At 34.0% G+C, this 24,681-nt stretch carries 24 protein-coding genes; 3 read left to right on the top strand and 21 right to left on the bottom strand.

The features are described from left to right. Position 1: 1 nt before the first annotated feature. From EBF09_RS03935 to fliW, 5 genes are all read right to left on the bottom strand, one after another. Positions 2-805 (bottom strand): NADH-quinone oxidoreductase subunit C, encoded by an 804-nt coding sequence (locus EBF09_RS03935; RefSeq protein WP_121763834.1) that lies wholly within the window; start codon positions 803-805, stop codon positions 2-4. Between the two features lie 9 nt (positions 806-814). Further along, on the bottom strand, positions 815-1,324 hold the full coding sequence (locus EBF09_RS03930; RefSeq protein ID WP_121763833.1) for a NuoB/complex I 20 kDa subunit family protein: 510 nt from the start codon (positions 1,322-1,324) through the stop codon (positions 815-817). Next, a complete protein-coding gene (locus tag EBF09_RS03925) occupies positions 1,306-1,695 on the bottom strand; it encodes an NAD(P)H-quinone oxidoreductase subunit 3 (protein WP_121763832.1) in 390 nt (129 codons plus the stop codon). The genes EBF09_RS03930 and EBF09_RS03925 overlap by 19 nt, the downstream gene beginning before the upstream one ends. A gap of 547 nt (positions 1,696-2,242) precedes the next feature. Continuing rightward, positions 2,243-4,276 carry an ATP-dependent helicase gene (locus EBF09_RS03920; RefSeq protein ID WP_121763831.1) on the bottom strand — a complete coding sequence of 678 codons (2,034 nt, stop codon included), beginning with the start codon at positions 4,274-4,276 and terminating at the stop codon, positions 2,243-2,245. Between the two features lie 6 nt (positions 4,277-4,282). Further along, a complete protein-coding gene (gene fliW / locus EBF09_RS03915; RefSeq protein WP_121763830.1) occupies positions 4,283-4,675 on the bottom strand; it encodes a flagellar assembly protein FliW in 393 nt (130 codons plus the stop codon). Between the two features lie 156 nt (positions 4,676-4,831). Between fliW and EBF09_RS03910 the strand changes: the two genes are divergently transcribed. After that, positions 4,832-7,483, top strand: coding sequence for a valine--tRNA ligase (locus tag EBF09_RS03910; RefSeq protein WP_121763829.1), 2,652 nt, complete (start codon positions 4,832-4,834; stop codon positions 7,481-7,483). A 756-nt stretch (positions 7,484-8,239) separates the two neighbouring features. Here the strand turns inward: EBF09_RS03910 and EBF09_RS03905 are convergent. From EBF09_RS03905 to mltG, 6 genes are all read right to left on the bottom strand, one after another. Further along, complete coding sequence (locus EBF09_RS03905; protein WP_121763828.1) at positions 8,240-8,794, bottom strand: 2-oxoacid:acceptor oxidoreductase family protein; 555 nt, start codon at positions 8,792-8,794, stop codon at positions 8,240-8,242. After that, complete coding sequence (locus EBF09_RS03900; RefSeq protein WP_121763827.1) at positions 8,791-9,624, bottom strand: 2-oxoglutarate ferredoxin oxidoreductase subunit beta; 834 nt, start codon at positions 9,622-9,624, stop codon at positions 8,791-8,793. Before EBF09_RS03900 ends, EBF09_RS03905 begins: the two co-directional genes overlap by 4 nt. A 1-nt stretch (position 9,625) precedes the next feature. Further along, entirely contained in the window at positions 9,626-10,753 is a 1,128-nt protein-coding gene (locus EBF09_RS03895) for a 2-oxoglutarate synthase subunit alpha (protein ID WP_121763826.1), read from the bottom strand. A gap of 10 nt (positions 10,754-10,763) precedes the next feature. Continuing rightward, positions 10,764-11,075: a 4Fe-4S binding protein gene (locus tag EBF09_RS03890; RefSeq protein ID WP_111230101.1), complete on the bottom strand. Its 312-nt coding sequence runs from the start codon at positions 11,073-11,075 to the stop codon at positions 10,764-10,766. A 104-nt stretch (positions 11,076-11,179) separates the two neighbouring features. Next, positions 11,180-12,124, bottom strand: a complete 945-nt coding sequence (locus EBF09_RS03885) for a malate dehydrogenase (RefSeq protein ID WP_121763825.1) — start codon at positions 12,122-12,124, stop codon at positions 11,180-11,182. A 133-nt stretch (positions 12,125-12,257) separates the two neighbouring features. Continuing rightward, entirely contained in the window at positions 12,258-13,196 is a 939-nt protein-coding gene (mltG, locus tag EBF09_RS03880) for an endolytic transglycosylase MltG (protein ID WP_121763850.1), read from the bottom strand. A gap of 64 nt (positions 13,197-13,260) precedes the next feature. Here mltG and EBF09_RS03875 point away from each other — a divergent pair, with 64 nt between their 5' ends. Together EBF09_RS03875 and nth are read left to right on the top strand one after the other, a co-directional pair. Next, complete coding sequence (locus EBF09_RS03875; protein ID WP_198672530.1) at positions 13,261-15,741, top strand: YhdP family protein; 2,481 nt, start codon at positions 13,261-13,263, stop codon at positions 15,739-15,741. Between the two features lies 1 nt (position 15,742). Beyond that, positions 15,743-16,387 carry an endonuclease III gene (gene nth, locus EBF09_RS03870; protein ID WP_121763823.1) on the top strand — a complete coding sequence of 215 codons (645 nt, stop codon included), beginning with the start codon at positions 15,743-15,745 and terminating at the stop codon, positions 16,385-16,387. Here the strand turns inward: nth and EBF09_RS03865 are convergent. The 10 genes from EBF09_RS03865 to EBF09_RS03820 are packed head-to-tail and all read right to left on the bottom strand — an operon-like array spanning position 16,384 to position 24,638. Beyond that, positions 16,384-17,244, bottom strand: a complete 861-nt coding sequence (locus EBF09_RS03865; RefSeq protein ID WP_121763822.1) for a thiamine-phosphate kinase — start codon at positions 17,242-17,244, stop codon at positions 16,384-16,386. The genes nth and EBF09_RS03865 overlap by 4 nt on opposite strands. Next, positions 17,244-18,074, bottom strand: coding sequence for a carboxylating nicotinate-nucleotide diphosphorylase (gene nadC / locus EBF09_RS03860; RefSeq protein WP_121763821.1), 831 nt, complete (start codon positions 18,072-18,074; stop codon positions 17,244-17,246). Before nadC ends, EBF09_RS03865 begins: the two co-directional genes overlap by 1 nt. 10 nt (positions 18,075-18,084) lie before the next feature. After that, positions 18,085-19,101, bottom strand: a complete 1,017-nt coding sequence (gene nadA, locus EBF09_RS03855) for a quinolinate synthase NadA (protein WP_408609805.1) — start codon at positions 19,099-19,101, stop codon at positions 18,085-18,087. After that, positions 19,077-19,859: a phosphatidylserine decarboxylase gene (locus tag EBF09_RS03850; protein ID WP_121763819.1), complete on the bottom strand. Its 783-nt coding sequence runs from the start codon at positions 19,857-19,859 to the stop codon at positions 19,077-19,079. Before EBF09_RS03850 ends, nadA begins: the two co-directional genes overlap by 25 nt. Continuing rightward, entirely contained in the window at positions 19,825-20,580 is a 756-nt protein-coding gene (locus EBF09_RS03845; protein ID WP_121763818.1) for an arginyltransferase, read from the bottom strand. Before EBF09_RS03845 ends, EBF09_RS03850 begins: the two co-directional genes overlap by 35 nt. Continuing rightward, complete coding sequence (locus EBF09_RS03840) at positions 20,567-21,766, bottom strand: murein transglycosylase domain-containing protein (protein WP_232817648.1); 1,200 nt, start codon at positions 21,764-21,766, stop codon at positions 20,567-20,569. The genes EBF09_RS03845 and EBF09_RS03840 overlap by 14 nt, the downstream gene beginning before the upstream one ends. Next, complete coding sequence (locus tag EBF09_RS03835; protein ID WP_121763817.1) at positions 21,760-22,308, bottom strand: DJ-1 family glyoxalase III; 549 nt, start codon at positions 22,306-22,308, stop codon at positions 21,760-21,762. The genes EBF09_RS03840 and EBF09_RS03835 overlap by 7 nt, the downstream gene beginning before the upstream one ends. Further along, the gene (efp, locus tag EBF09_RS03830; RefSeq protein ID WP_121763816.1) at positions 22,308-22,871 is read right to left on the bottom strand and encodes an elongation factor P; all 564 of its coding nucleotides are present in this window, start codon (positions 22,869-22,871) and stop codon (positions 22,308-22,310) included. Before efp ends, EBF09_RS03835 begins: the two co-directional genes overlap by 1 nt. A 17-nt stretch (positions 22,872-22,888) precedes the next feature. Next, positions 22,889-23,812, bottom strand: a complete 924-nt coding sequence (locus EBF09_RS03825) for a class II fructose-bisphosphate aldolase (RefSeq protein ID WP_121763815.1) — start codon at positions 23,810-23,812, stop codon at positions 22,889-22,891. 10 nt (positions 23,813-23,822) lie between these two features. Further along, a complete protein-coding gene (locus tag EBF09_RS03820; protein ID WP_121763814.1) occupies positions 23,823-24,638 on the bottom strand; it encodes a peptidyl-prolyl cis-trans isomerase in 816 nt (271 codons plus the stop codon). Positions 24,639-24,681 lie beyond the last annotated feature (43 nt).

Below are 24,681 nucleotides of genomic sequence, written 5' to 3'. Positions count from 1 at the left end.
TTTATTTCCTTTTGTCTAATTGTTTTGTTAGGGTGCTATCTAGTTTTTTGACAAAAAGCACTCCCTCTTCTTCTTGATACATAATAGGTTTTTCTCTCTCTTTTCCTTCTACCACACTTTCTCCATAGCCCACCTCATAGCCAAGATGAGAAAAACGCTTACTATCATAGCGATCTATCCTTGCACTATCTCTTTGCTCTTCTCCTATAATCTCTCTATATTCTTTACCAAAGATTTTATCCACTTCATACCATCTAGCATATTCATCTCCATGCAATGGATAGCTTTTTAAAAGAGGATGTCCCACCCAATCATCTGGCATTAAAATTCTCTTTGGATAAGGGTGATTAAGAGGCATTATCCCAAACATATCATACATTTCCCGTTCACTCCAATTTGCACTCTTAAAAAGATGACTAACACTTTGTATCTCTTGTCCTTTTTTTAAAAAGGTTTTGATTCTTAGGCGTTTTTTATCTTGCATATTTAAAAGCTGATAAAAAATCTCAAAGCCACCCTTTTTATCCAAATAATCTATGGCACTCATTTCACTTAGCACATCATAGCCTAGACTTTTTAGTTTTTGAAGCACCTCTACAATCTTATCTTTATCCACCCAAACAATCAAAGTTCCTCTTTGCAAATAAGCCTCATCAATCTCAAATCTACTCTCTAATTCTTCAATCACTTTAGCATATTTATCATCTTCTTGAAAACTAGTTTTAGGAATCTGTGGGGCAACATAAAATCTATCTTTATAATAAACTTGCTTTTGTGCATTGTTTTTTGGCTTATATTCTCTCATATTAGCCCCCTACACAAGACGCTTAGGAGCTTCACTCCTAAATGCCTTTTGTTTTCTAATCTTTTGTTGTAGCACCATTAAAGCATACTGCAAGGTTTCAGGTCTTGGCGAACAACCGGGCAAATAAATATCTACTGGAATTATCCTATCCACCCCTTGCACAGTGGCATAGGTATTAAACATTCCACCTGTATTTGCACAGCTCCCCATAGAGATTACCCATTTTGGCTCTGGCATTTGATCATATAAACGCCTTACAAATTCAGCGTGCTTTTTAGTAACAGTTCCTGCGATAATCATCACATCACTTTGTCTTGGACTTGCTCTAAAAATCGTCCCAAATCTATCAAAATCGTATCTTGAAGCACCTGTTGCCATCATCTCAATCGCACAACAAGCAAGCCCATAAGTCATCGCCCACAAAGAATTGCTTCGCCCCCAATTTATAAGCTTATCCACACTCGTAAGCGCAATAGGCAAACCTGCATTTTTAAAATAATCTACTTTATGCTCTGCCATTGTAATGCTCCTTTTCTCCATGCATATACATAACCTATTACTAGAAGTAACACAAATAAAATCATTTCTATAAATCCAAATATACCTAAAATTTTAAAATCCACCGCCCATGGAAACATAAAAATCACTTCCACATCAAAAAGTATAAATAAAAGTGCCATCAAATAAAATTGTGATGAAATGCGATTGGGCTGTTTTGTGGGAGCTAAACCGCACTCATAGGGTGCTAATTTTAGCTTTTGCGTATTTTTATTTGCTAATTTTCTACCTACAAATCTTGAAAGAAAAGTTGTAGCAAAAAATGCTACAAAAGTAAAAATAAAGATTGCAAAAACTCCAAAATAAGGATGAGCTACTGAATATTGCGACATTCCTTTTCCTTTTCTTTTAAAAATTTTATCTTATCTTATCAAAGTTTTCTTATTTTCAATATAAAATAATAAAGTTTTATTTAACTTTATCCAAAAACATTCAAAACTTACCAATAATTTAACATAAATTGTAAAATATTTCTACTATTATTTTTCCCTTACATATAAAGCTAAAAACTCCTTTTATAAATAAATTATAAAATAACAATAACTTATTTTTATCAATTAAAGGAATTTTTTAGTTTTATATATTCAAGATAAATTTTTATACTTTCACCAAAATTAGCAACGACTGAAGAATATTTTAATTTAAAGAGTATAAAAATAAATTCTAGCAGTAGCATATGGTGGTAGTTTTATTTATCAAATCTTATCACTACAGGCACTTGAACTTGTGATAATCTAAAGCCTTGCAAAAGAATTTTGATTTTTATTCAATTGTCTTTAAAAGGTAAAGCAAGGTTAGGATTTCTCCTTTTTGCCTTTTAAGGATAAAAAACATTATCACAAAACATCTCTTGTAAAAATATTCTTTCTCACCAAAGCTCTACTTATTCGCCCTACCTTGTAGCATTCCCGCTTCATACAAAAAGATAGAACCCTCATAAGGGATATTTTTAATCGCATCTTTTCTAGCATAGCTTAGATAAAGCACTTCCTTGGCTCTAGTAACCGCTACATAAAAAAGCCTTCTTTCTTCTTCTAAGCTTCCTCCTTGACTCATAAGCTTTTTATTTGGAAACCTACCCTCCATCAAATCCACGATATACACTTCGCCAAACTCTAGCCCTTTACTTGCATGAATGCTTAGAAGATTCACCCCCTCCCCTTCACTCATCTCGCTAGATCCAAGCACCATAGCATTTAAAAATCTCCCAAGCTCTCTATAATGCCCTGCTAGATTTTTAAGTAAAACTACCTTTTTTTCAATTCTTTCTAAGACTTCTAATCTTTTTGCTTCGTTAATATTGCCCTCTTTTGTAGTGGAGCGTTCTTTAGCTAGTTTTTGTGCTACGCTTTGAAAAATAGGCATAGAAGCAATCTTGCCAATAATCTCATAAGGACGCATTTCGCCCCTTAAAGTTTTAAAAAACATATAAAGTGCATTCAAAAACTCCGCCCCCTCTTTATGAATTTTAGAATGACTTAAAATTACATTGTTTTTAAACCCCTCATCTACAACCCCATAAAATCGCTCCAAACTAGACTGCTGATAAAAATCATCAAAAAGCCCTAGTTGCGTGTGTTGTGTCTTTTTTTTATAGGGTTCTTTAATCTCCTTATTAGGATTTAGCATTCCATAGATTAAATTTCCATTTCCTAAAAGCAATAAAGCCTCATAAATATCTTTAGCTAATGCGCTACCTATGCCTTTTGCGTGACTTAAAACATGGATAAAAGACATCATATCCTTAGGATTATACAAAAGCGAACAAAGATTTAGCAAATACACCACTTCTTTAGAATCAAAAAAGCTCACTCCCCCCTTTCTACGCGAGGGTATGCCTATCTCTCTTAGACTTGCTTCAATCCCATCCGCACTTGAATTATTGCGAAAAATCACAGCAATATCACCAAAAGCCCTATTTGTAAGCTTGATTTTATTTGCAATGCCTTGGTATTGTAAAAACAATTCATCATAAACCAAAAGTTTAGGAGCTCCAAAATCTTGCGTTTTGACAACTTCTAAAGTCTTAGGATAGATTCTGGGGTTTTTTTCAATCACCTTATTTGCAAGGCTTAAGATTGAAGCGCTTGAACGATAGTTTTTTGTAAGACTAAAAATCTTACCATCGCTATATCGCTCCTTAAAACTCCCAATAATGCTAATATCTGCACCATTAAAAGCATAAATACTTTGATCATAATCACCCACACAAAAGATTGAGGGAGGATTAAGTGCGTTTAAAATAGAATCTTGAAGCGGATTTGTATCTTGGTATTCATCCACTAAAACTTCTTTAAAAGTGGGCTTATCCTCTAAAATCGCTTTTTTAAAATCTAGCAATAAATCATTATAATCTACATAATGGTATTCTTTTTTGAGCACGCAAAACTCCTCCCAAATATCTAAATAAATCTCTGCATATTGCTCCTGCTCGGCATTTTTGTCTTTAAGCCATGAAGTAAAATCCTCGCTAATTGTAGAATTAAAATACAAAGAAAAAAGATCATAAAGATAATTAGCCCCATAAGGTGCAAGGATAGAAGCTTCCATAAAAATGCGCTTTTCATAAATGCTTTTAAAAAGCACTTTTAATTCGCGTGGTTGCTTTAAGATAATAGAAAATTTATTTTTTAAATACCGATACGCAACAGCATGAAAAGTCCCTGCTTCAATCTGTTTTACCACTTCGTTAGAAAACTTTTGCTCCAGCCTTGCTAACATTTCTTGGGCAGCTTTGTTTGTAAAAGTAAGCAATAAAATTTCACTGGGGCTTATGCCACTTTGTAATAAATAAGAGATTCTCCCAACAATCGTAGAAGTCTTGCCTGTGCCTGCAGAGGCGATTACTAGGTTATGTCCGCTAGGTGCTAGACAAGCTTCTTTTTGTTGGATATTAAGATTTGATAGAGGCAATCTAAATTATTCTTTAATATAACTTTTAATAGATTCAGCAACACCAAAACTAGGATATTCCTTAGCATTTAAAACCACTTGTGCTAAAGTGCCATTATCGCAATTAATCACAATAGGTGCTAGAAAATTAATCCTAATTTCACTTTCTTTTTCACGCACAAATACGCAAAATACTTTAATGTTTGAATCTGCCTTAATATCTAGTAAAGTTTGCGTAACCGCAGGAACTTCAAAAGAATATTCCCTCACTTTATAAGGATTTACTAGTAGCAATTCTGAATCTTTTCCCACCATAGAAAGAAAGGCTAATGCACCCTCATCTACTTCTGCAAAATCCACCTCGCTCACTTCTTCAAAACCCAAAATGGGAGATTTTACCAAAATCCTCTTTGCTGTCATTTTCACTCCTTTAAATTTCTAAGATGGAATTCTTTTTGTATTCTACCATAATCTCTTGCTTTAATTCACAAGTTATTGTTTTTTTGGTAAAATCCAAAATTCACAATTCAAAATTTGAATGTAGCAAAAACCATTCCATATTTTTAAAGGCACTTTATGCAAAACAATCAAGAAAAACAAGAAACAACAAAAAACACTTACGATCCAAAAGAAATTGAAGAAACTTATTATAAATTTTGGGAAAATGCAGGATATTTTGAGATTGATGGCAACAAAGCCATTCAAAAAGAAGGCAAAAGCTTCTCTATCATGCTTCCACCCCCAAATGTTACAGGAAGCCTCCATATAGGACACGCACTAAACCATACCTTAATAGACATTATCACACGCTATAAAAGAATGAATGGCTATAAAACCCTTTGGCAACCAGGATTAGATCATGCAGGAATCGCCACGCAAAATGTAGTAGAAAAAAAGCTTTTAGAACAAGGTATCAAAAAAGAAGATTTAGGCAGAGTTAAATTTGTAGAAAAAGTATGGGAATGGAAAGAACAAAGTGGCGGAATGATTCTAAAGCAAATGCGGAAACTTGGAAGCTCTCCTGCTTGGAGTAGAACACGCTTTACTATGGATGAGGGTTTGCAAGAATGCGTAAAAGAAGCTTTTGTAAAGCTTTATGATGAGGGCTATATCATTCAAGGAAAATATCTTGTAAATTGGTGCACTCACGATGGTGCATTAAGCGATATTGAAGTAGAATACAAAGAAAATAATGGCAAATTATATCACTTACGCTACTTTTTAGAAGATTCTAAAGATTATATTGTAGTAGCCACAACGCGTCCTGAAACTTATTTTGGCGATAGTGCTGTTATGGTAAATCCAGATGATTCTCGCTATTCTTCATTAATTGGCAAAAAGGTAGTCTTGCCACTCATTAATAGAAGCATTCCTATTATTGCAGATTCTTATGTGGATATGGAGTTTGGAAGTGGTGCTGTGAAGGTAACTCCAGCTCATGATGTCAATGACTATGAAGTAGGCAAACGCCATAATTTAGAGCAAATCGTCGCTTTTGATAAGTTTGGAATCTTAAACGAGCTTGCAGGAGAATTTCAAGGATTAGAAAGACTAGAAGCTAGAGAAAAAATCGCACAAAAATTACAAGAGCTTGGCTTTATAGAAAAAATAGAAGATTATAAAAATCAAGTGGGGCATTGCTATCGCTGTGGAAATGTGGTAGAACCCTACATCTCAAAGCAATGGTTTTTAAAAAAAGAGGTGGCTAAAAAAGCGATTGAAAAAATCAACGCAAATGAGGGCAATTTCTTCCCTCCTCAATGGAAAAATAACTACAATGCTTGGATGAGAGAATTACGCGATTGGTGCATTTCAAGACAACTTTGGTGGGGACATCAGATTCCTGTTTTTTATTGTGAATGTGGCAATGAGTGGGCAAGTGTGAAAACTCCTAAAACTTGTCCTAAATGTCAAAGTGAGAATTTTAGACAAGATCCCGATGTGCTAGATACTTGGTTTAGCTCGGCTTTATGGCCGTTTTCAACTCTTGGATTTGGCAATGGAGAAATAGGCAAAAATACATTATGGAAAGAAGAGGATTTAAAAGAGTTTTATCCTAACTCTTTAATGATTACAGGGTTTGATATTCTTTTCTTTTGGGTGGCTAGAATGCTTATGATGGGCGAACATTTTTTAGGTGAACTTCCTTTTCCAGATATTTACTTACACGCACTTGTAAGAGATGAATTTGGACAAAAGATGAGTAAAAGTAAAGGAAATGTGGTAGATCCCCTAGAGATTATAGAAAAATATAGTGCAGATGTATTGCGTTTTACCTTAGCCATTCTTTGCGCACAAGGAAGAGATGTGAAGCTTTCTTCTAACCAACTAGAAATTAGCAAAAACTTTACAAATAAACTTTATAATGCTTGTAATTTCCTGCTTTTAAACGCACAAAATTTTAAAAGCCTAAAGGAACTAGGAGAGCTTAAAACTCCGCTTGGCAAATATCTAGCAGAGCTTTTATCTAATACAATTTGTGAAGTGCGTCAAAATATCGATACTTATCGCTTCAATGATGCTGCAAGCACACTTTATCGCTTTTTGTGGGGTGAATTTTGTGATTGGGGGATTGAGCTAAGCAAGGCAGATAAACAATCCATTGAAGAGCTTGGAGCAATTTTTAAAGAAGCAATGCTTCTTTTGCACCCCTTTATGCCTTTTATTAGCGAATATCTATGGCATAAGCTAAATGGCACTACTTTAGAAGAATGTGGCTCTATTATGATAAAAGAATATCCTACTTTCTCCTATGCTAATGCAAATAATTTTAAGGTATTTGAACTAATCTTAGATAACATTGTTTCTTTGCGAAGATTAAAAGCCACCATTGATTTAGCAAACCAAAAAATCCCTTTAGCCTATGTGAATTTAAGCCTAGATTCTTCCTTGCAAGAGCTTTTTAAAAGCTATGTTTGCAAACTTGCTAAAGTGGAAAATTTAGAATTTGTAACTTCTAAGCAAGAAAAATGTATCGCAGACATCACAGAAAAGCTTGAAAGCTATATCCCAACCACTAGCATTGATTTAACGCCCATAATCACAAAACTAGAAAAACAGCTAGAAAAAACACAAAAAGAAGTAATCAAGCTAGAATCCATGCTAAATAATGAAAAATTTGTCGCAAATGCACCCAAAAATGTCCTAGAAACCAACCAAAATGCTCTAAAAGAGCAAAAAGAAAAGCTAAATAAGATTAATAAAGAGCTACAAACCCTAAAATTCTAAGGGCTAAACTTAGTATCACTGCGAGTAAATGCAATAGCATTTGCGTGGCAGTTTAAAAGAATTTGCATTAAATAGCTTTTTTTTTAGATTTGCATTTTGCTATGTTGTGGTTGCTCTTTCAGATTGCTTCAGCCTAAAGGCTTCGCAATGACAGGTGGGAAGTGTCACTGCGAGTAAATGCGATAGCATTTGCGTGGCAGTCTATTATCCTAGAAAATATCCTTAGATTTGGCACTTCGCTACGCTTGTGGATAGCTTGGTTTGTATACTTCGTCGCTTTACTTCTCGCAATGAAAGATGAAAGCAATACTCTTTATTGCAAAAGAATTCTCGTGGCGATTGGGACGATTTTACTTGTAAAATCGAGGGCTCCCACTCTCGCCTAAGAGAATTACTTTTGAATAAAGAGTTTAGAAGAATAGAGAAATTAAAAAGGAATGTTTTAGATTTCTTTGGCAAACCTTTTAGATTACTTCGGCTCACAAGTGAGCCTCGCAATGACAGAAGAAGGGAATTTTGCAATGACAAGTGGAGTAATAAAACTTCATATAAAAAGTATTTTGAGAGTGGCCTCTTAAGAAACTGCTTGTCAGTTTCAGGGATCCCACCGCCACGAACAAAATTGCTTTTTATATAAAGTGCAGGTTTATTGTTTAAAAGAATAAAAAGGAATGGTTTAGATTCTTTGGTAAATCTTTTTAGATTGCCACGGTGATTTCATCGCCTCACAATGACAGAGGGGATATCCCCTCAAATTTAGATTGCTTTAGCTTCTTTAGCGTATTTCTCACCTAGCTCATAAGCTTTTTTATTAAGCTCTACAACTTTTGCTGGAACTTTACTAATCATTGTTTCATACACTAACTTTCTATCCACACATTCTGTTAAAGCTACTGTGATTGCCAAAGCAACAACAGATTGGGTTACTACATTCCCCACTTCTTCTTTAGCAATTGTAATAATTGGAATAGGATAGATTTTAAACTTCTTCTTATCTTCTTCACTTGGAGTAACTAAGTTAGGTTCAATTACGATTGTAGCACCTTCTTTTAAACCACCTTTAAATTGATCGTAGCTTACTTGTGCGGTTGAGAGCATAAACTCTACTTCGCCTTCATTCGCATAAGGATAGAGTATCTCTTCTTTATCTAGCAAAATATCTACCTTTGTAGGTCCTCCACGCACTTGTGAAGTATAAGTAGCTGCTTTTACTCCATAGCCACCATCTCTAATTTGCGCTTCTGCTAGAATCTCACCTGCAAGCAAAACACCTTGCCCACCTACACCTGTAAAACGGAGCTGTCTTCTCATTTTGCACCTCCTTTTTTAGCTTGTGCTTTTTCTTGAACTTGCCTATAAGCCTTGCAATATTCAATTTTTTCATTATCTTGATGCAAGATACCTGTTGGATATTTCCCTGCTTTTTCTGCATCACTTAGCTCATCGTATTTTTTCTTAGAGATAATCATGCTATCAATCCAAGAAAGCGTATCTACTGCTTCTCCCATTTTATTTTTTCTACCTAAATTTACATGGCAGTTACTAAAAATATCAAAGAAGCTAAAACCTTCGTGTGAAAAGCCCTCTACTAAAACTTTTTCAAGCTTTTTAGGATCTAGCACAGATTCCCTAGCTACAAAACTAGCCCCAGCAGCTTCAGCAAGTTTTGCTGCATCAAAAGTTGGATCAATATTTCCATATTGAGCGGTTACAGTCCACATTCCCTTAGGAGTTGTAGGTGAGGTTTGCGAGTTTGTAAGCCCATAAATAAAGTTATTAATAAGCACATAATTAATATCAATATTTCTTCTACAAGCATGGATTGTATGGTTTCCACCGATTGCTAGTCCATCTCCATCGCCCCCCACAACAATTACTTTTTTAGTTGGATTTGCTAGTTTAATCCCTGTTGCATAAGCTAGAGTTCTACCATGTGTTGTATGCACGGTATTGCAATTTACATAAGAAGACACACGCCCAGAACAACCAATACCGCTCACCAAGCACACATCATCCATATTCCAACCAAGCTTATCAATCGCTCTAACAATTGCTTTTAAGATTACACCATCTCCACAGCCCCAACACCAAAGTGTCGGCATTTTATCTACTCTTAAATATTCATCATAATTAAATGCCATTTTATAACTCCTTAATCTTATTTGCAATTTCCATAGGTGAAAGTGGGCGCCCATTAGCCTTAGCTAAAAGTGCTACTTCTTTTTTCATAGAATGCTCCACTTCTTTTACATATTGTCCTTTATTTAGCTCTGCTACTAAAATTTTATTAAATCTAGCGCCTAGTTTTGCTAGTTCTTCTTTAGGAGAAGGCCAAAGCGTAATAGGTCTAAACAATCCCACTTTAATTCCCTCTTCTCTTAATCTATCCACTGCTTCTTTTGCACTTCTTGAAGTGGAACCATAAGCAATTAATAAAATCTCTGCATCTTCTAGTTTATACTCTTCATAAGTTACAATATCACTCTTTTTGCTTAAAATTTTATTAAACAATCTATCAATTAACTTTTGAGAAAGCACTGCGTCTTCTGTTGGGAATCCTGTAGGTCCATGATGAAGCCCTGTAACATGATAACGATAGCCTTGGAAGAAAGGATTTAACACTGCTGGTTCATCTTCTTTTACATCATAGGGTTTATAAGCACTCTTATCCCCACTAAATACTTTACGATTTACAATGCTTTTTTGTATCTCTTCTAAATCAGGAACTACAGCTCTTCCATGCATATGCCCTAAAGTTTCATCTAGTAATAAAAATACTGGTGTCATATACTTTTCTGCTAGATTAAATGCACGAACGGTTTCCGTATAAGCCTCTTCTAAACTTCCCGGACATAAAGCAATAGATTGATAATCCCCATGTGTTGGGTGTGCTGCTTGTGCCACATCTCCTTGAGCTACACGAGTTGGAAGTCCAGTGGAAGGTCCCCCACGCATTACATTTACAATCACCAAAGGAACTTCTGCCATAAATCCTAAACCAATTTGCTCTGCTTTTAGCGAAATTCCTGGCCCTGAAGTAGCTGTCATGGATTTTGCACCACTCATAGAAGCTCCAAGCGCCACAGAGATTCCACCAATCTCATCTTCCATTTGGATAAAGCTACCATTCTCACGAGGTAAAAGAACACTCATCTCATGTGCTACTTCACTAGATGGAGTAATAGGATAACCCCCAAAAAATTTACAACCTGCATCAATTGCTGCATGTGCTACTAATTCATTTCCACTTGATATAAATTCTCTACTCACTTTCTACTCCTTATAATGCCATATAGCCATTTGCTTTGATAGCTTCTGCTCTTTGCTTGGCTTCTTCTGTGATTTTAGCAAACTTAAATTCTTTTCTATCGGCTACTGCAATAGCAAAATCAGGACAATGCAATTCACAATCTTGACAGCCAATACAACTTTCAGGATTAATTACTTTTACCATTTTTCCTAAAACTCTATGCTCATCAAAACACATCGCTAGTGTTCCACTAGGACATACAGACACACATAAATCACATGCTTTACAGCGATCTTCATTCACCCATACTGGCGTATTCTCTGGTGCTTTTAGCAATCCCATTCTTTACTCCTTAAATTTATAATTTTCATAAACGATACAACAACCCATTTTCAAGTGAGTTTATTTTATTTTTTACTCTTTATAAAGTCCTCCTTAAAAATAGGTTATTTAAAATAATTATTCTTAAGCTCATTGATAAGAGCCTCAACTGATTGAATAGAACGATCAAAATGTGCTTTTTCTTCTTCATTTAACTGCAACTCTACAATACGCTCCACTCCATTAATGCCTAATTCCACTGGCACACCACCTACGACATCTTTATAGCCATACTCGCCATTTAAATACACAGCACTTGGCAAGATTTTTCTACTATCACTCATGATAGCTATTACCATTTCTGCAGTTGCTCTAGCAGGAGCAAAATAAGCAGAACCTTTCTTTAGACAAGAAACAATCTCCGCACCTGCATTTTTAGTGCGACTAATCACTTCTTCAATTTCTTCTTTGCTTAAAAGCTCACACAATGGCACACCATTCACGCTACTAAATCTAGCAAGTGGTACCATATCATCTCCATGCCCTCCCATTACAGGTGCTACAATTTGTCCGGGAGCACATTTTAACTTTTCATAAATGAAACTTGCCATTCTAGCACTATCTAGCACACCTGCCATACCTAAAATTTGCTTATGTTTAAAGCCTGTTTCTCTCAAAGCAGTATATACCATAGCATCCAATGGGTTTGTTACTAAAAGTAAAATTGCTTCTGGAGAATTTTCTTTAATATCTTTGCAAATCTCACTGATTACCTTAGCATTTGCAAAAAGTAAATCATTTCTACTCATACCCGGCAATCTTGGAGATCCAGCTGCAATTACAATTAAATCACAACCTTTTAAATCCTTTGGATTTGCAATAACGCCAAGTTTTGTGAATTTTGGTCCCACACAAGAAGCTTGAAACATATCTAGCAACATTCCTCTTGCCCTGTCTTTATCTTTATCTTGCAAAACAATCTCATAAGGAGTGTTTGCAGAAAGTATATAAGCTAAAGTCGAGCCTACATGTCCTGCTCCTATGATACCAACCTTTTTGACGCGTTCCATATTAACACCTTAAAATTTTACTTTAATAATTTTACAAAAGCTTTCACAACAATTTACCCCAAAAGGCAAAAATTTGTTTAACTTTCTAAGAGTATTTTTAACCAACTTCTCTTAAAGCTATCTTAGAAGTTCCCTATTTATCAAAATTATTTATATGTTCTTTGTAAGTTTTAGAAAAAGAATGCACACCATTTTTATTTCTTACAAAGTAAAGATAATCGACATTTGCGGGAAATATCGCTGCTCTAATCGCATCAAAACTTACACTTCCCACAGGATACTTAGGGATTCCACTATATTTATAGGTATTATAAGTAGTTGTATCATTTTGTATCATTTTAGGAGTGATTTTTGTATGAGAATACATTCCATAATTTAAAGAGCCGTCCATCTGCAAGGGCATTTTTAACTTTAATCTATTATGAATTACAGCTGAAACAAGTGGCATTTCTTCTATATTTGCCGATTCTTTTTGAATAATAGAAGCGATTGTTACATATCTAAACCACTGCTTCTTATCATATTCTCCTAACAACTTAACAGACCAACTTCTATGCATTTTTAAAGAAGTATTCACTAAATAATACATCAAATGCTCTTCTTTTATACCTTTTGGAATCTTATAAGTATTTGCCAAAATCACACCATCTAAAATCACTCCTTCATTGTCTTTAGGAGCATATTTATAATATGCTTGTGTAAGTTTGTTAGCATCTAATCCTAAAAGTTCAGCGACAATTCTCACAAAAAAATACAAAGTTTCCCCAGGTATTAATTTAATATCCACCAAAGCTGCTTTTGCACTTGTAAGCTTGTATAAAAAATCCCCTTTGCTAAGTCTTGTTTGCTTCATATCCAACCAACCACTTTGAGGTTTTCCAAAAAAATAAATTAAAATTGCATCAAATTTACCCACATCAAAGTGATTTTTATTAAGATGTGTTATAATTTCATTCACACCACCTTGTGGTATAAAAACAACCAAACTAGACTGCATAGGTTTAGCAAGATAAAAACAAAGTGTTATAACAACAATGAAGAAAAAATCCTTTAGAATTCTCAATTTTAGCATTTTTATCAGTATCTTTTTTACTTTATTCATTGGATTGTATGCCTTTCTTATACATGGTATTTCTTTGGATAAATTCCGCATCTATGGCGTAGAAATTGAGGGATTCTATCTAAGTTTAGATAAAAAATTGATTTTAAAAGTAGATACCTTAAATCTTGAAACCCTAAATTCCCAAGAAAACAACCAAAAACCAAGCATTCAAACACAAATCCATTATGCAAAAACCCTTCATACACTTTTGCAATATTTTCAACATATCCACTTCAAGCAAATCAAACTAAAAGGCTATCAGGCAAATTTGCTTTATGATGGAGAAAACTTCACAATCAATTTTCCAAACATTTATGCCAAACTTAGTCTAGTAGAAAAAGATTCTATGATTTTTTTAAATCTACAAGATCTCTATTTACATAGGCTTGGTATCTACACACAAGGACAAGGAGTTTATAGCTTAAAAAATCAAAATTTAGATTTTAAAGGGGTGTTAAATTTTTTAGATTTGCAAAACCACAATCTTTTAAGCTCTATAAATCTTAAAGCTAGTGGCGACTTTGAAGAGCTTGAAATCTCTGGTTCTAGCCTCCCTTTTAAAGATATTAAATTTTTAGAAAAAATCCTCCCACCTTTTAGCAATACAATCCTAAAAGAATGGATTTTTGACAATTATGAAGCAGAAAATATAAATTTGGAGTATTTTTCTTTTATTCTTCCTACAAATAGCGAAGAGATTCTCCCCTCACTTTCTAAAACACTTAAAGCTAAAGCTGTTTTAAGAAATGCTAAAGTGCATTTTCAAAAAAATATTTCTCCGCTTATTTCTAAGGAAATTACACTTATTTTTAAAGATAATACCCTAGAATTTCACCCTGCTTCCCCCACTTATGAAGGGATTTCTTTACAAGATTCTAAAGTAGCTATCAAAGATATTTTAAGCAATCATGCAATTTTGGAAATCAATCTTTATGCTAACACTCCCCTAACCTCCTCTATCCATAAGGTTTTAGAATCCTATCAGATTTTTCTTCCCCTAACACAGCTAAAGTCTAATACACAAGCTACACTATATTTAGGGGTAGATTTACATTCATTAGAGGTAACTTATAAGGGTATTTTTAGCACACAAGATGCAAGTTTTGATTATAAAGGCGTTGTAATTAGTGGCAAGGATTTTTTAGTTAAGTTAGAAAACCCCCTTATTGATGTAAAAATCCAACAACTTAGCTTCAAAGATATTTTAAAAGCAAATACAAATTTTTCTATCAACACTAAAACGCATCAATTAAGTGGCGATTTAGATATAGTAAATTTAGAAATCAAAGAAGGCATTTTAAGTATCCAAAACCATTTACTGCCCTTTATAGTTGATTTTAACAATCCTAGCTTTACTTATTTAAACTTCCCTACTTTTAACATTGAAGCCAACCTAACCCATACAGATACAAGCACTTTTTATTTTAAGGATTTAAAACCTCTAATTGCCTATTCAGAATTTTTACAAAACTACAATATTGAAGAGGGCAATATTGACATAAGCACAAAAGACTTTTCTAATTTTTTAATGCGCTTAAATTTAATCTCTAGTGCTCCCTTTATGTATCAAAAAGACAAACCTAGCAATGAACTCTCTTTAGAACTTGAATATTCTAAAGATATTTTAAAATTTAAAACAAAGGATAATTTAGCACAATACTCTAGCACTCAAGATAAAAAAGAAATCCTTTTGCAAGATTATGTGCTAGATATAGACAAACTCAATCTCTCCAAAAACACAGACAAATTACCCACATATCTAAAAGCACAAAATAGTATTTTTATCTATAAAGAACTTCCTATTTTAGCAGATATTTTGGAAGCCAAAGCTTATGATGATTTTTTAGAAATCACTCTTCAACACAAAAACGGAAAAGCAAAAATAATCAAAAATAAAAAAGATTTAGAGATTAATGCTAATAATTTTGGAGATGAATTTGCAAACTCCCTAGCCAAAAAACAAGCTTTTTCAAAGGGCATTTTTTCCCTTAAAGCTAAAAATAACCAAGATGGAATTTTAATAGGAGAATTAAAATTTTATAATACTTCTATTAAACAATTAAAAGTCTTGCAGAATCTTCTAGCATTTATTGATACGATTCCCTCTCTCCTTAGTCTAAAATCTCCTGGTTTTAATAATGAGGGCTATTTAGTCAAAGAAGGCACGATGGATTTTGGATTAAATGAAGATTATCTAGCTATCAATAATCTTAATATTAAAGGAAGTTCTATGGATTTAGAGGGTAAAGGCGTGTTAGATTTAAAAAATAAAGTAATTGACTTAAACACAAAACTCATCACCATAAAATCCCTAAGCAACATTATTAATAAAATTCCTGTGGTAAATTATATCTTTTTAGGCAAAGATGGCACGATTTCAACAGGCGTTAAAATTAGTGGCAACCTAGACAATCCAAAAATCACAACACAAACCGCACAAGATATTTTGCTTTCTCCTTTTAATGTCTTAAAACGCGTAATTACTTCACCTATTCAAATTTTTACAAAGGATTAAAATGGTAAAAAAAGCAACCAAAAAAGAAGTTAGTGAGATTAAAGCACTTTTTTTAGAACGCTACAAAGACGCAAAAACAGAACTTAATTATTCTAACGATTTTGAGCTACTCATTGCAATTATGCTTTCAGCTCAATGCACCGATAAGCGTGTAAATCTAATCACTCCTGCTCTTTTTAAAAAATATCCTACCCCACAAACCTTACAAGATGCTCCCCTAGAAGATATTAAAGAATTAATCAAAACTTGCTCTTTTTTTAACAACAAAGCTACAAATTTAAAAGCAATGGCACAAATGGTATGCCAAAAGTATGGAGGCAAAATACCACTTGATAGAGAAGAGTTAAAAAACTTACCAGGAGTAGGACAAAAAACTGCAAATGTGCTTTTAATAGAATCTCAAGGGGCAAATTTCATTGCCGTAGATACGCATGTCTTTAGAGTTTCGCATAGACTTGGATTAAGCAATGCTAGCACACCGCTAAAGACTGAAGAAGATTTAACAAAGCTCTTTAAAGACAATCTTTTTGTCTTGCATCAAGCTATGGTGCTTTTTGGCAGATATACTTGCAAAGCCATAAATCCAAAATGTCATGAATGCTTTTTATCCCACCTTTGCAAAAGCAAAATGGGCTTTAAAGCCTAAGAATGCCAATTTTTCTTTGCAATTTTGTATTTTCCTGCCTTTGCCCTAGCAAAAATTACTAAATTATGGCGGTGCTTTAGTGCTAGATTTTTAGCCTTTTTTATTCTTTTTGTGCTAAAAGCATAAAGCATTTGATACTCTTCTGGAGAATAAAACCACTCTCCCTTTTTCCTTAAAAGTTTAAAATCTAGCTTATTAATTGCACTAAGGCGTGAAAGCTCCATAAAGATTCCATCGGATATATCCATTCCCACTTTTGCTTCTTTATTAAGCTCTAAAAGCATTTTAGGGTAAAGTTTTGGAGCAAAAAAGCGAGAATTTTTACTAATTTTATTAAATCTTAGAGCATTTTTTAAATGTCTAATGTTTTTACCAAAGCTTTGTGATTTTGCTAAATTTAGTGAGCTTTTAGGGGTTAAATATGCTAAATAGTCCCCTTTTTTAATCCCTTTTCTATAAAGAATTTTTTTGCATTTTTCTCCTATTATGCTTAAAGAAATATGTAATTTATCGCCTACTAGCGTATCCCCCCCTATCAAAAGCACTCCATTTTCTTTAGCAATTTGTGCGATAGTCTTAGCAAGGTTTTTACTCTCTTTAAAATCTTTTGGGATACAAATGGTTAAAAGTGCATATTTTGGGATTGCATTCATCGCATAAATATCAGAAAGATTCACAAAAAAGCATTTTTGTAATTGTGCTTTTAAATCTCCCCATTCTCTTTTAAAATGCACTCCCTCAAAAAACCCATCACTTGCAAAAATAAATCTATCTAAAAGCACTCCATCATCCCCTATACCAAAGGTTGCCCCACAAGCTTTTAGGGTGTTTATAAACTGCTTTTCTCTATCTAGCATTAAAGCATCTTCATACTTAAATCAATCCAAACTGCATGGTGGATAATATAGCCACTTGAAATAGCATTTACCCCTTTAATAGCATACTCTTTGATATTTTCTAGTTCCACATTGCCACTTACTTCAATAAGCGTGCTAGGCGAGATTTTATCCCTTAGCTCTACCACTTCTTTAATCATAGAAAGTGGCATATTATCACACATTAAAATATCTCCTCTAGCTTCCAAAACCTCTTTTGCTTGTTCTAAGTTTTCGCATTCTACTTCAATCTTCACCCCAAAAGGAATCTTTTCTCTTGCACTCTTTATAAGCTCTTTTAAAGAATCTTCCCCTTTAATATGCGTATCTTTTAACATAAGGCAATCATCTAGCCCTAAGCGATGGTTTCTAGCACCACCATTTTTTGTAGAGTATTTTTCAAATACACGCAAAAGAGGACGCGTTTTTCTAGTATCTAGCAAGGTACATTCGCTTCCTTCTAGCTTTTTTACAAACTTTCTTGTAAGTGTAGCAATCCCGCTAGAATGTGCTAGGATATTTAAAATACTTCGCTCTAGACTTAAAAGCGTGCTTCTTTTTCCTTTTAAATAAAGCAAAGTTGCACCCTTGCAAAACTCCTCCCCATCATGTGCTAAAAATTCTACACAAACCGAATAAAGCTCACAAAGTCTTTTGATATAAATCTCCCCTGAAAATACGCCCTCTTCTTTTGCTATGATTTTACTTTTTACTTCTTCATCTTCTTTTAAGATTCTAGCAAACAAATCCCCCCTACCCAAATCCTCTTTAAGCGTAGCTTTTAAAAATTCATCTAGTAAAATTTCTTGCACTTTTTATCCTTTATGAAAGCTCCATCATCTTTTCTAATGCCCTCTTAGCCTTTAGTGCAACCTTAACATCTAGTAAAATTTCATTATAAGGTTCCCCTTTTTCAAGTGCTTCTAACAGATTTAAAACATCTTGCAAAGTGGTTTCATTCATCGTGGGGCATTCTGGCTTAGTAGAAGAAAGCACAAAAGTATTTTGCTCTCCATTATAAGGGGCTCTTAAGCGATTGACTAAATTAAATTCTGTCCCCACTGCCACTTTTTGCTCTGGCTTTAAACTTTGCACAAATTTAATAATTTGACTAGTAGAACCCACAAAATCTGCCTTTTTTACAACTTCTTTGGGGCATTCTGGATGCACTACGATTAAAATATCTTTATATTTTGCCCTAAAAAATTCAATATCTTGCACACTAAATAACTGATGTACAGAACAAAATCCATTATAGCAAATAATATCCGCATTTTGCACTGCTTCTTTTGTATCTAGCCCTAGCACTGCACTTTTTAACCCATTTTGTGCCGCTAGATTTTCTCCTAAACATCTATCAGGCAAAAAGAAGATTTTTTTGTTTTGTTTAAGTGCATAATCCATAATTTTACTTGCATTAGAACTTGTGCAAACCACTCCCCCAAAATCGGCAACTTTAGCTTTTACTTCTGCATTAGAATTAATATAAGTAATAGGGAAAAAATCGCTAATCCCATAACTTCTAAGCAACTCTACAGACTTATCAAAATAGCTATCATCGATCATTCTTGCCATAGAACAACAAGCAATTTTTGGCATAAAAACGCGTTTATTTGGGGAGAGTATCTTCACACTCTGCCCCATAAACCCCACTCCACAAAATAAAATGATAGGATTAGTAGCACAAGATGCTTTTTGAGAAAGCTCCAAGCTATCCCCACTTAAATCTGTAATTTCTACAATCTCATCTCTTTGGTAAAAATGTGCTGCGATTAATACATTATGTTTTTGCTTTAAATGCTTAATTTTTTCTATCATTCTTGTTCCTTTGCAATGCATTCACCAAAATAAATGCCTTCTTCTAATTTTGTATGATAGCACCAACCCTTAGACAACATTACAATTGTAGAACCCATTTGAAAGCTGCCTATCTCATCGCCTTTTTGCAAACAAATAGGAGTGCTAAAGGTATGGCTATAATTTTCTTTTAAAGTTGCAATATTGGGAGCAAAATGGATAATTATCCCTCCTACATTTAATGCACCCACCGCCACAAAATAAAAAGGATTCCCCTTATAGTCTTCACAACTTAACACCACTCTTTTATTTTTAACAAATAAAGAATCCACCTTTTCTAAACCCATTTTATTTACAGGATAAAGTGCCCCTTGTATAAAATCTATTCTTTTAACTTTCAAATCAATAGGGGCATGAAAACGATGATAATCTTTAGGGGATAGATATAAATTAATATAATTAAACCCCTCTCCTAACTCTTCTAGCACAAAATCACTCACAAAATATTCTTTGCCTTTAATTTGCATAGCTTGATTATCCCTGCATTCTCCAAACTCCATAACCTTGCTATCACAGGGTGCTATTAGCACATTTTGTGCTTTATCAAAAGAACGCATTTTAATTAAAGAGCGCATAAAAAGCTCATTTAAACTCTCATAGCTCTCTATTGTATCAAACTCTTCTAAATTGATATTAAAATACTTAACATAAGCTAGATTAATCCACTTTTGAATCTTAGGATGAAAAGAATGTTTAGCAAACTTTTCAAAAACTTGTGAAATTAGATTTGTATAATGCATCTTGCTCCTTTACCCAAATAGGTTCTTCTTCTAAAGTTGGACGATTGATTAAGACTTCAAAAGGCTTAAATTTCTCTTTATATCCCATAGAAGGGTGATTTTCTATCCAATAGCCTGGATAAATATATTTAATTCCTTTAGTTTTGGCAAATTCAATTTGCTTTAAGATTGAAAAAGTTCCTAAAGAATATTTTGCAAAATCATGATCATAAAAACAATAAACCGCCGAAAGACAATCTTGCAAAATATCTACCAAAGCCACTCCTACCAAATTCCCTTCAATATGATATAAAAACTCATAGCCAAACTCCATAAAGCCTTGCACAAAAGTATCATAATAGATTTCAGGGCTGATTTTTTGGTATTCCCACCCTTTTTTATCTTGCATAATTTTATGGTATTTATCATAAAGCTCTAAATGCGATTTAGATAAAGTAGGCTTTTGGATACTTAGCGTAACAAAACTAGATTGCTTTAGAATCCTTTTTTGTGTTGTGCTAAAATTAAACTTTTCACAATCCCATCTTATAGAAACACATAAATTACATTCTCCACATTCTGGAACAAAAAAATAATTCCCAAAACGCCTCCAACCCCTCTCTAATAATTTTTTATAAAATACTTCTTCACATTCTTTAATATAAAAATACCGAAATAATGATACTTTATCTTTAAAATATCCGCATATTTTAGGGTTTTGCTTTAGCTCAAAAATCTCCATAGGCAATTTTTCCTAAAGTTGCTGTTTTAGAATGTGTTGTTTGGAATTCTTTTTTAGCATTGCTTACTTTATGCAAATAATTCCTTGCTTCTTCATATTTTAAAGAAGTCCTAAGCTTTCTATAAACTTCTGATGAGGGCATTTGATTAATAATCTCCACTGCCTTTTTTCTATCTTTATGAAACACTGAAAGGACATTTCCACTACCTGTATTGTATGCAGCAATTACACAATATTCATGCGAGAGCGAATTTTTAATCCCTTTTAAATAACGATTAAACAAAATATCAAGATAAGCAGAACCATATTGAATATTTGTTTTAGGAACAAAAAGCATTTCTTTGGTAGGAATTCCATCTTTATTATTAAGCGCTTTATACACATCACGCCCTGCACTCACAGGCACAACCTGCATAAGTCCATATGCTGGGATATGACTCACCGCATAAGGATTAAAACTGCTTTCTGTTTTAATAATAGCAAATATCAAAGCTTGTTCTATCTTATACTCTCTTGCAAAAAGAGCCACATATTCTCCATACTTATGCTCACTTTGCACCACTCTATCTTCTACCATATTAAACTGCACATAATAGACTTTCTTTTTCTCGCCTTTTTGTGTAATTTCTGTGGTTTTTAGCTTATGATTTATAAGATAATCTGCATAACGATTAGCTCTCCAAGGATAAAGGACAACCTTACCTTCATGATCTTTAATCAAATTTGCCAAATAAGGCTTTCCTTTATACTCAATCTCTTTATCTGAATACAAATCCACATCTTCAGGATCTTCAGGGGTTAAAAGTGTGCCAACAATGGCTTTATGCAAGGCTTGTTTAGGATTTTTGGTATCCAAAGTAGCCACAGATACTACACCTTTTGAAAAATCCACTTGCGCTCTTGAAAGATAAGAATCCGTATATTTTACATAAACCTCTTTAGAAGCCGTAGGAGCATTATTTTCACCCCAATTCTTAGAAGCTCTTTGCGTAAGCTTAGTAACCACTTTTTTAAAAGTGGCTTGAAAATTAAGAACTTCTGTTTCAAACTTTTGGGGATTTGAAGCATACTCTATGGCTTTTTTCTTAAGGTAACTTTCAGGATTATACACAAGCTCCCTATAACCCATTAAGCAACCCGCAAACAAAAAGGCACTGCCAAGAGATACTAATGCTATTTTTAGCAAGCAAGCATTCCTTTTTTAATTTCTAATGTTTTTTCTTTTCCTACAAAAATTTCTGCTAAATAAAAAGCAAATTCTAAAGCAGTAGCAGGACCTCTTGAAGTAATAATATTTCCCTCTTGCACCACATTTTCACATACATAATTTGGATTTTCTATCATAGTTTCTACACTAGGATAGCATGTAAATTTAGCTTCTTTTAAAACTCCCATTTTAAAAAGTGCTAAAGGTGCAGCACAAATTGCAGCAACAACTTTATTGCTTTGTTGCATGTCTTTTACAAATTGAGTAAGCGAGTTAGAAGCAATCATATTTTGCACTCCACCAAAGCCACCTGGAAGCACAACTCCTTCATATTCTTTAGAATCTGCTTCTTCAATGCTTATTTTAGCTTGCATAGGAATCCCACTATCAGAAGTTACCACTAAATCCTTCTTTAAAGAAGCAAGGCTAACTTCAACACCCACACGCCTTAATACATCAATCACGCTAATTGCCTCTAAATCTTCAAATCCATCTCCCAAAGGGATTAAAACTTTTGCCATTATTTTACCTTATCTAAATATTCACCTGTTTCTGTATTCACACGAATCTTATCACCCTCCAATACATGATAAGGAACTTGCACCACTGCACCCGTTTCTAAAGTTGCTGGCTTTTTACCTGCACTTGTAGTATCGCCTTTAAAGTTAGGTGGAGTTTCCTTCACTACAAGTTCCACAGATTGAGGAACATCTACTGAAATTGCTTTATTATTGTGGAACAATACACTCACATTCATTCCATCAATCATCCATTTAGCAACCTCTCCCACTTGATCATCTAGTAACCCTACTTGCTCATAGTTTTCTGTGTCCATAAACTGAAAATGATCGCCATCGTGGTATAAAAACTGCATAGAACGCTCTTGTAAATTTGGCTCTTCACACTTATCACCCGCATGAAAAGTCTTTTCTAAAACCCTGCCATCTAAAAAAGATTTCATCTTCACACGCACAAAAGCTGCTCCCTTACCCGGTTTTACATGTTGGTATTCTGTAATTCTATAAGGAATGCCCTCTAGCTCAACTTTTAAACCTTTTTTCAAATCACCCATTGAATATGCCATTTATTTCCTTTTAATTTTTAAATTTTTCCTGCACTGCCTAAGACTTCCATACGCTCTGCGATTACTTTTCTCATAAAGTCTTTAGCAGGAGCAAAGAATTTTCTTAAGTCAAATTGCGTTTTATCTTCATTAGCTACGCGTCTAACTTCTGACATAAAAGCAATTCTTAAATCTGTATCTGTATTAATTTTATTAATACCACCCTTTATAGCCTCTTGTAAAAACTCAAAAGGAACACCCTTGCTCCCTTTTAAATCTCCGCCACTTTGTAAAAATGCTTCTCTCACTTCACTGGGTATCGCACTTGCTCCATGCAATACAAGAGGAATATTTGTAAGCCTTTTTACTTCTATAAGGCGTTCAAAATCTAATTTTGGCTCACCTTTAAACTTAAAGGCTCCATGACTTGTCCCAATAGCAGGGGCAAGAAAATCTACCTTACTTTCTTTTACAAATTCTTCTGCCTCTTTTGGATTGACTAAACAAGCATCTTTTTCATCCACAGAGATATTATCCTCAATCCCCATAAGTCTTCCAAGCTCTGCTTCTACACTAACGCCCGCACAATGGGCAACTTCTACAACACGCTTAGTTTCGCACAAATTCTCTTCAAAAGGATGATGAGAAGCATCAATCATTACAGAAGTAAATCCTGCCCTAATAGCCTTTACACAAGATTCATAGCTTGTCCCATGATCTAAATGCAATGCAACAGGGATATGTGGATAACGCTGTGAGAGGATTTTAACCATACCCACTGCCATATCAATCCCTAAGTATTTAATAGCGCCCTCACTTGCTTGCACAATAATAGGAGATTTTTTCTCATCCGCTGCTTCAAAGATAGTGCTTAGCATCTCATAATTTACGAAGTTAAATGCACCTACACCATAATTCTCTTTATGTGCCTTTTGTAAAATCACATTCCCTGATACTAGCATTACAAAAACCTTAATAAATCTCTATCTTAGCACTTTTGCGTAAATCTTGCCCTTCTTTTTGGACACTATCTTTAAATTTTTGCACTTTTAATACTTGCTCAATTCTTGCCTTACTTTCATCTAAAGTAAGTGTTCTCTCACTTCTTTTATCTTCTGCATAGATGATATGATATCCAAAATCTGTTTTTACAGGAGCCTTAGTATATTCACCTTTTTTAAGTTTGAAAGCTGCATTTGTAAATTCTGGAACCATTTTTTGTGCTTTAACAAGCCACCCTAAACTACCACCATTTTGTGCTGTTGGATCTTGTGATTTTTCTTTAGCAAGCTGTGCAAATTTATTAGGCAAATCTTTGCCACTTTTTTTAAGCTCTGCAATAATTGACTTTGCCTCTGCTTCACTTTTCACTAAAATATGGCTTACTTTAACCGCTTCTGGCTGTAAAAACTCTTTTTTATTTTTATTATAAAAATCTTTAATCTCAGAATCACTTACTTTAACTTCGCTCATTTGTTTCCCCATCCAAATTTCTAAAGCTAAGTCATCTTGCACCAACGCTAAAGCCTCTTTATATTCTTTAGAGTTTTCAATTTTTTCTTTCTTAGCTTGTTTAATGAGTAATCTTCTCTCAATCGCTTGATTAATGATTTGTGTTTTTGCTTCTTGTGGTAATTGCTCATAAGAAACGCCTGGCATTCCTCTCATTAAAATCCCGATGTCTTTTTCTGTGATTTCTTCACCATTTACCTTAGCAAAAGTTTTTGCATAACTCACACCTTGCATTAATGCAAAAGCCACCATTGAACCTAAAATAATCTTCTTCATAGATTTACCTTCCGTGTTAATTTTTGAGAATTTTCATCTCATT

Source organism: Helicobacter burdigaliensis, assembly GCF_003670295.1.
In the GTDB taxonomy this organism is placed as follows: Bacteria; Campylobacterota; Campylobacteria; order Campylobacterales; family Helicobacteraceae; genus Helicobacter_D; species Helicobacter_D burdigaliensis.
This window is presented reverse-complemented; position numbering and strand designations above follow the sequence as displayed.

What these genes read in the sequence shown, in the direction of transcription:
- efp (WP_121763816.1), bottom strand. Translation starts at nt 22,871, where the DNA reads ATGGCATATTCAATGGGTGATTTGAAAAAAGGTTTAAAAGTTGAGCTA.
- EBF09_RS03865 (WP_121763822.1), bottom strand. Translation starts at nt 17,244, where the DNA reads ATGCTAGATAGAGAAAAGCAGTTTATAAACACCCTAAAAGCTTGTGGG.
- EBF09_RS03845 (WP_121763818.1), bottom strand. Translation starts at nt 20,580, where the DNA reads ATGGAGATTTTTGAGCTAAAGCAAAACCCTAAAATATGCGGATATTTT.
- EBF09_RS03850 (WP_121763819.1), bottom strand. Translation starts at nt 19,859, where the DNA reads ATGCATTATACAAATCTAATTTCACAAGTTTTTGAAAAGTTTGCTAAA.
- EBF09_RS03900 (WP_121763827.1), bottom strand. Translation starts at nt 9,624, where the DNA reads ATGGCATTTAATTATGATGAATATTTAAGAGTAGATAAAATGCCGACA.
- EBF09_RS03820 (WP_121763814.1), bottom strand. Translation starts at nt 24,638, where the DNA reads ATGAAGAAGATTATTTTAGGTTCAATGGTGGCTTTTGCATTAATGCAA.
- EBF09_RS03885 (WP_121763825.1), bottom strand. Translation starts at nt 12,124, where the DNA reads ATGGAACGCGTCAAAAAGGTTGGTATCATAGGAGCAGGACATGTAGGC.
- EBF09_RS03925 (WP_121763832.1), bottom strand. Translation starts at nt 1,695, where the DNA reads ATGTCGCAATATTCAGTAGCTCATCCTTATTTTGGAGTTTTTGCAATC.
- EBF09_RS03825 (WP_121763815.1), bottom strand. Translation starts at nt 23,812, where the DNA reads ATGCTAGTATCAGGGAATGTGATTTTACAAAAGGCACATAAAGAGAAT.
- EBF09_RS03930 (WP_121763833.1), bottom strand. Translation starts at nt 1,324, where the DNA reads ATGGCAGAGCATAAAGTAGATTATTTTAAAAATGCAGGTTTGCCTATT.
- EBF09_RS03890 (WP_111230101.1), bottom strand. Translation starts at nt 11,075, where the DNA reads ATGGGATTGCTAAAAGCACCAGAGAATACGCCAGTATGGGTGAATGAA.
- mltG (WP_121763850.1), bottom strand. Translation starts at nt 13,196, where the DNA reads ATGCTAAAATTGAGAATTCTAAAGGATTTTTTCTTCATTGTTGTTATA.
- EBF09_RS03835 (WP_121763817.1), bottom strand. Translation starts at nt 22,308, where the DNA reads ATGGCAAAAGTTTTAATCCCTTTGGGAGATGGATTTGAAGATTTAGAG.
- EBF09_RS03910 (WP_121763829.1), top strand. Translation starts at nt 4,832, where the DNA reads ATGCAAAACAATCAAGAAAAACAAGAAACAACAAAAAACACTTACGAT.
- nth (WP_121763823.1), top strand. Translation starts at nt 15,743, where the DNA reads ATGGTAAAAAAAGCAACCAAAAAAGAAGTTAGTGAGATTAAAGCACTT.
- fliW (WP_121763830.1), bottom strand. Translation starts at nt 4,675, where the DNA reads ATGACAGCAAAGAGGATTTTGGTAAAATCTCCCATTTTGGGTTTTGAA.
- EBF09_RS03935 (WP_121763834.1), bottom strand. Translation starts at nt 805, where the DNA reads ATGAGAGAATATAAGCCAAAAAACAATGCACAAAAGCAAGTTTATTAT.
- EBF09_RS03905 (WP_121763828.1), bottom strand. Translation starts at nt 8,794, where the DNA reads ATGAGAAGACAGCTCCGTTTTACAGGTGTAGGTGGGCAAGGTGTTTTG.
- nadA (WP_408609805.1), bottom strand. Translation starts at nt 19,101, where the DNA reads ATGCATTGCAAAGGAACAAGAATGATAGAAAAAATTAAGCATTTAAAG.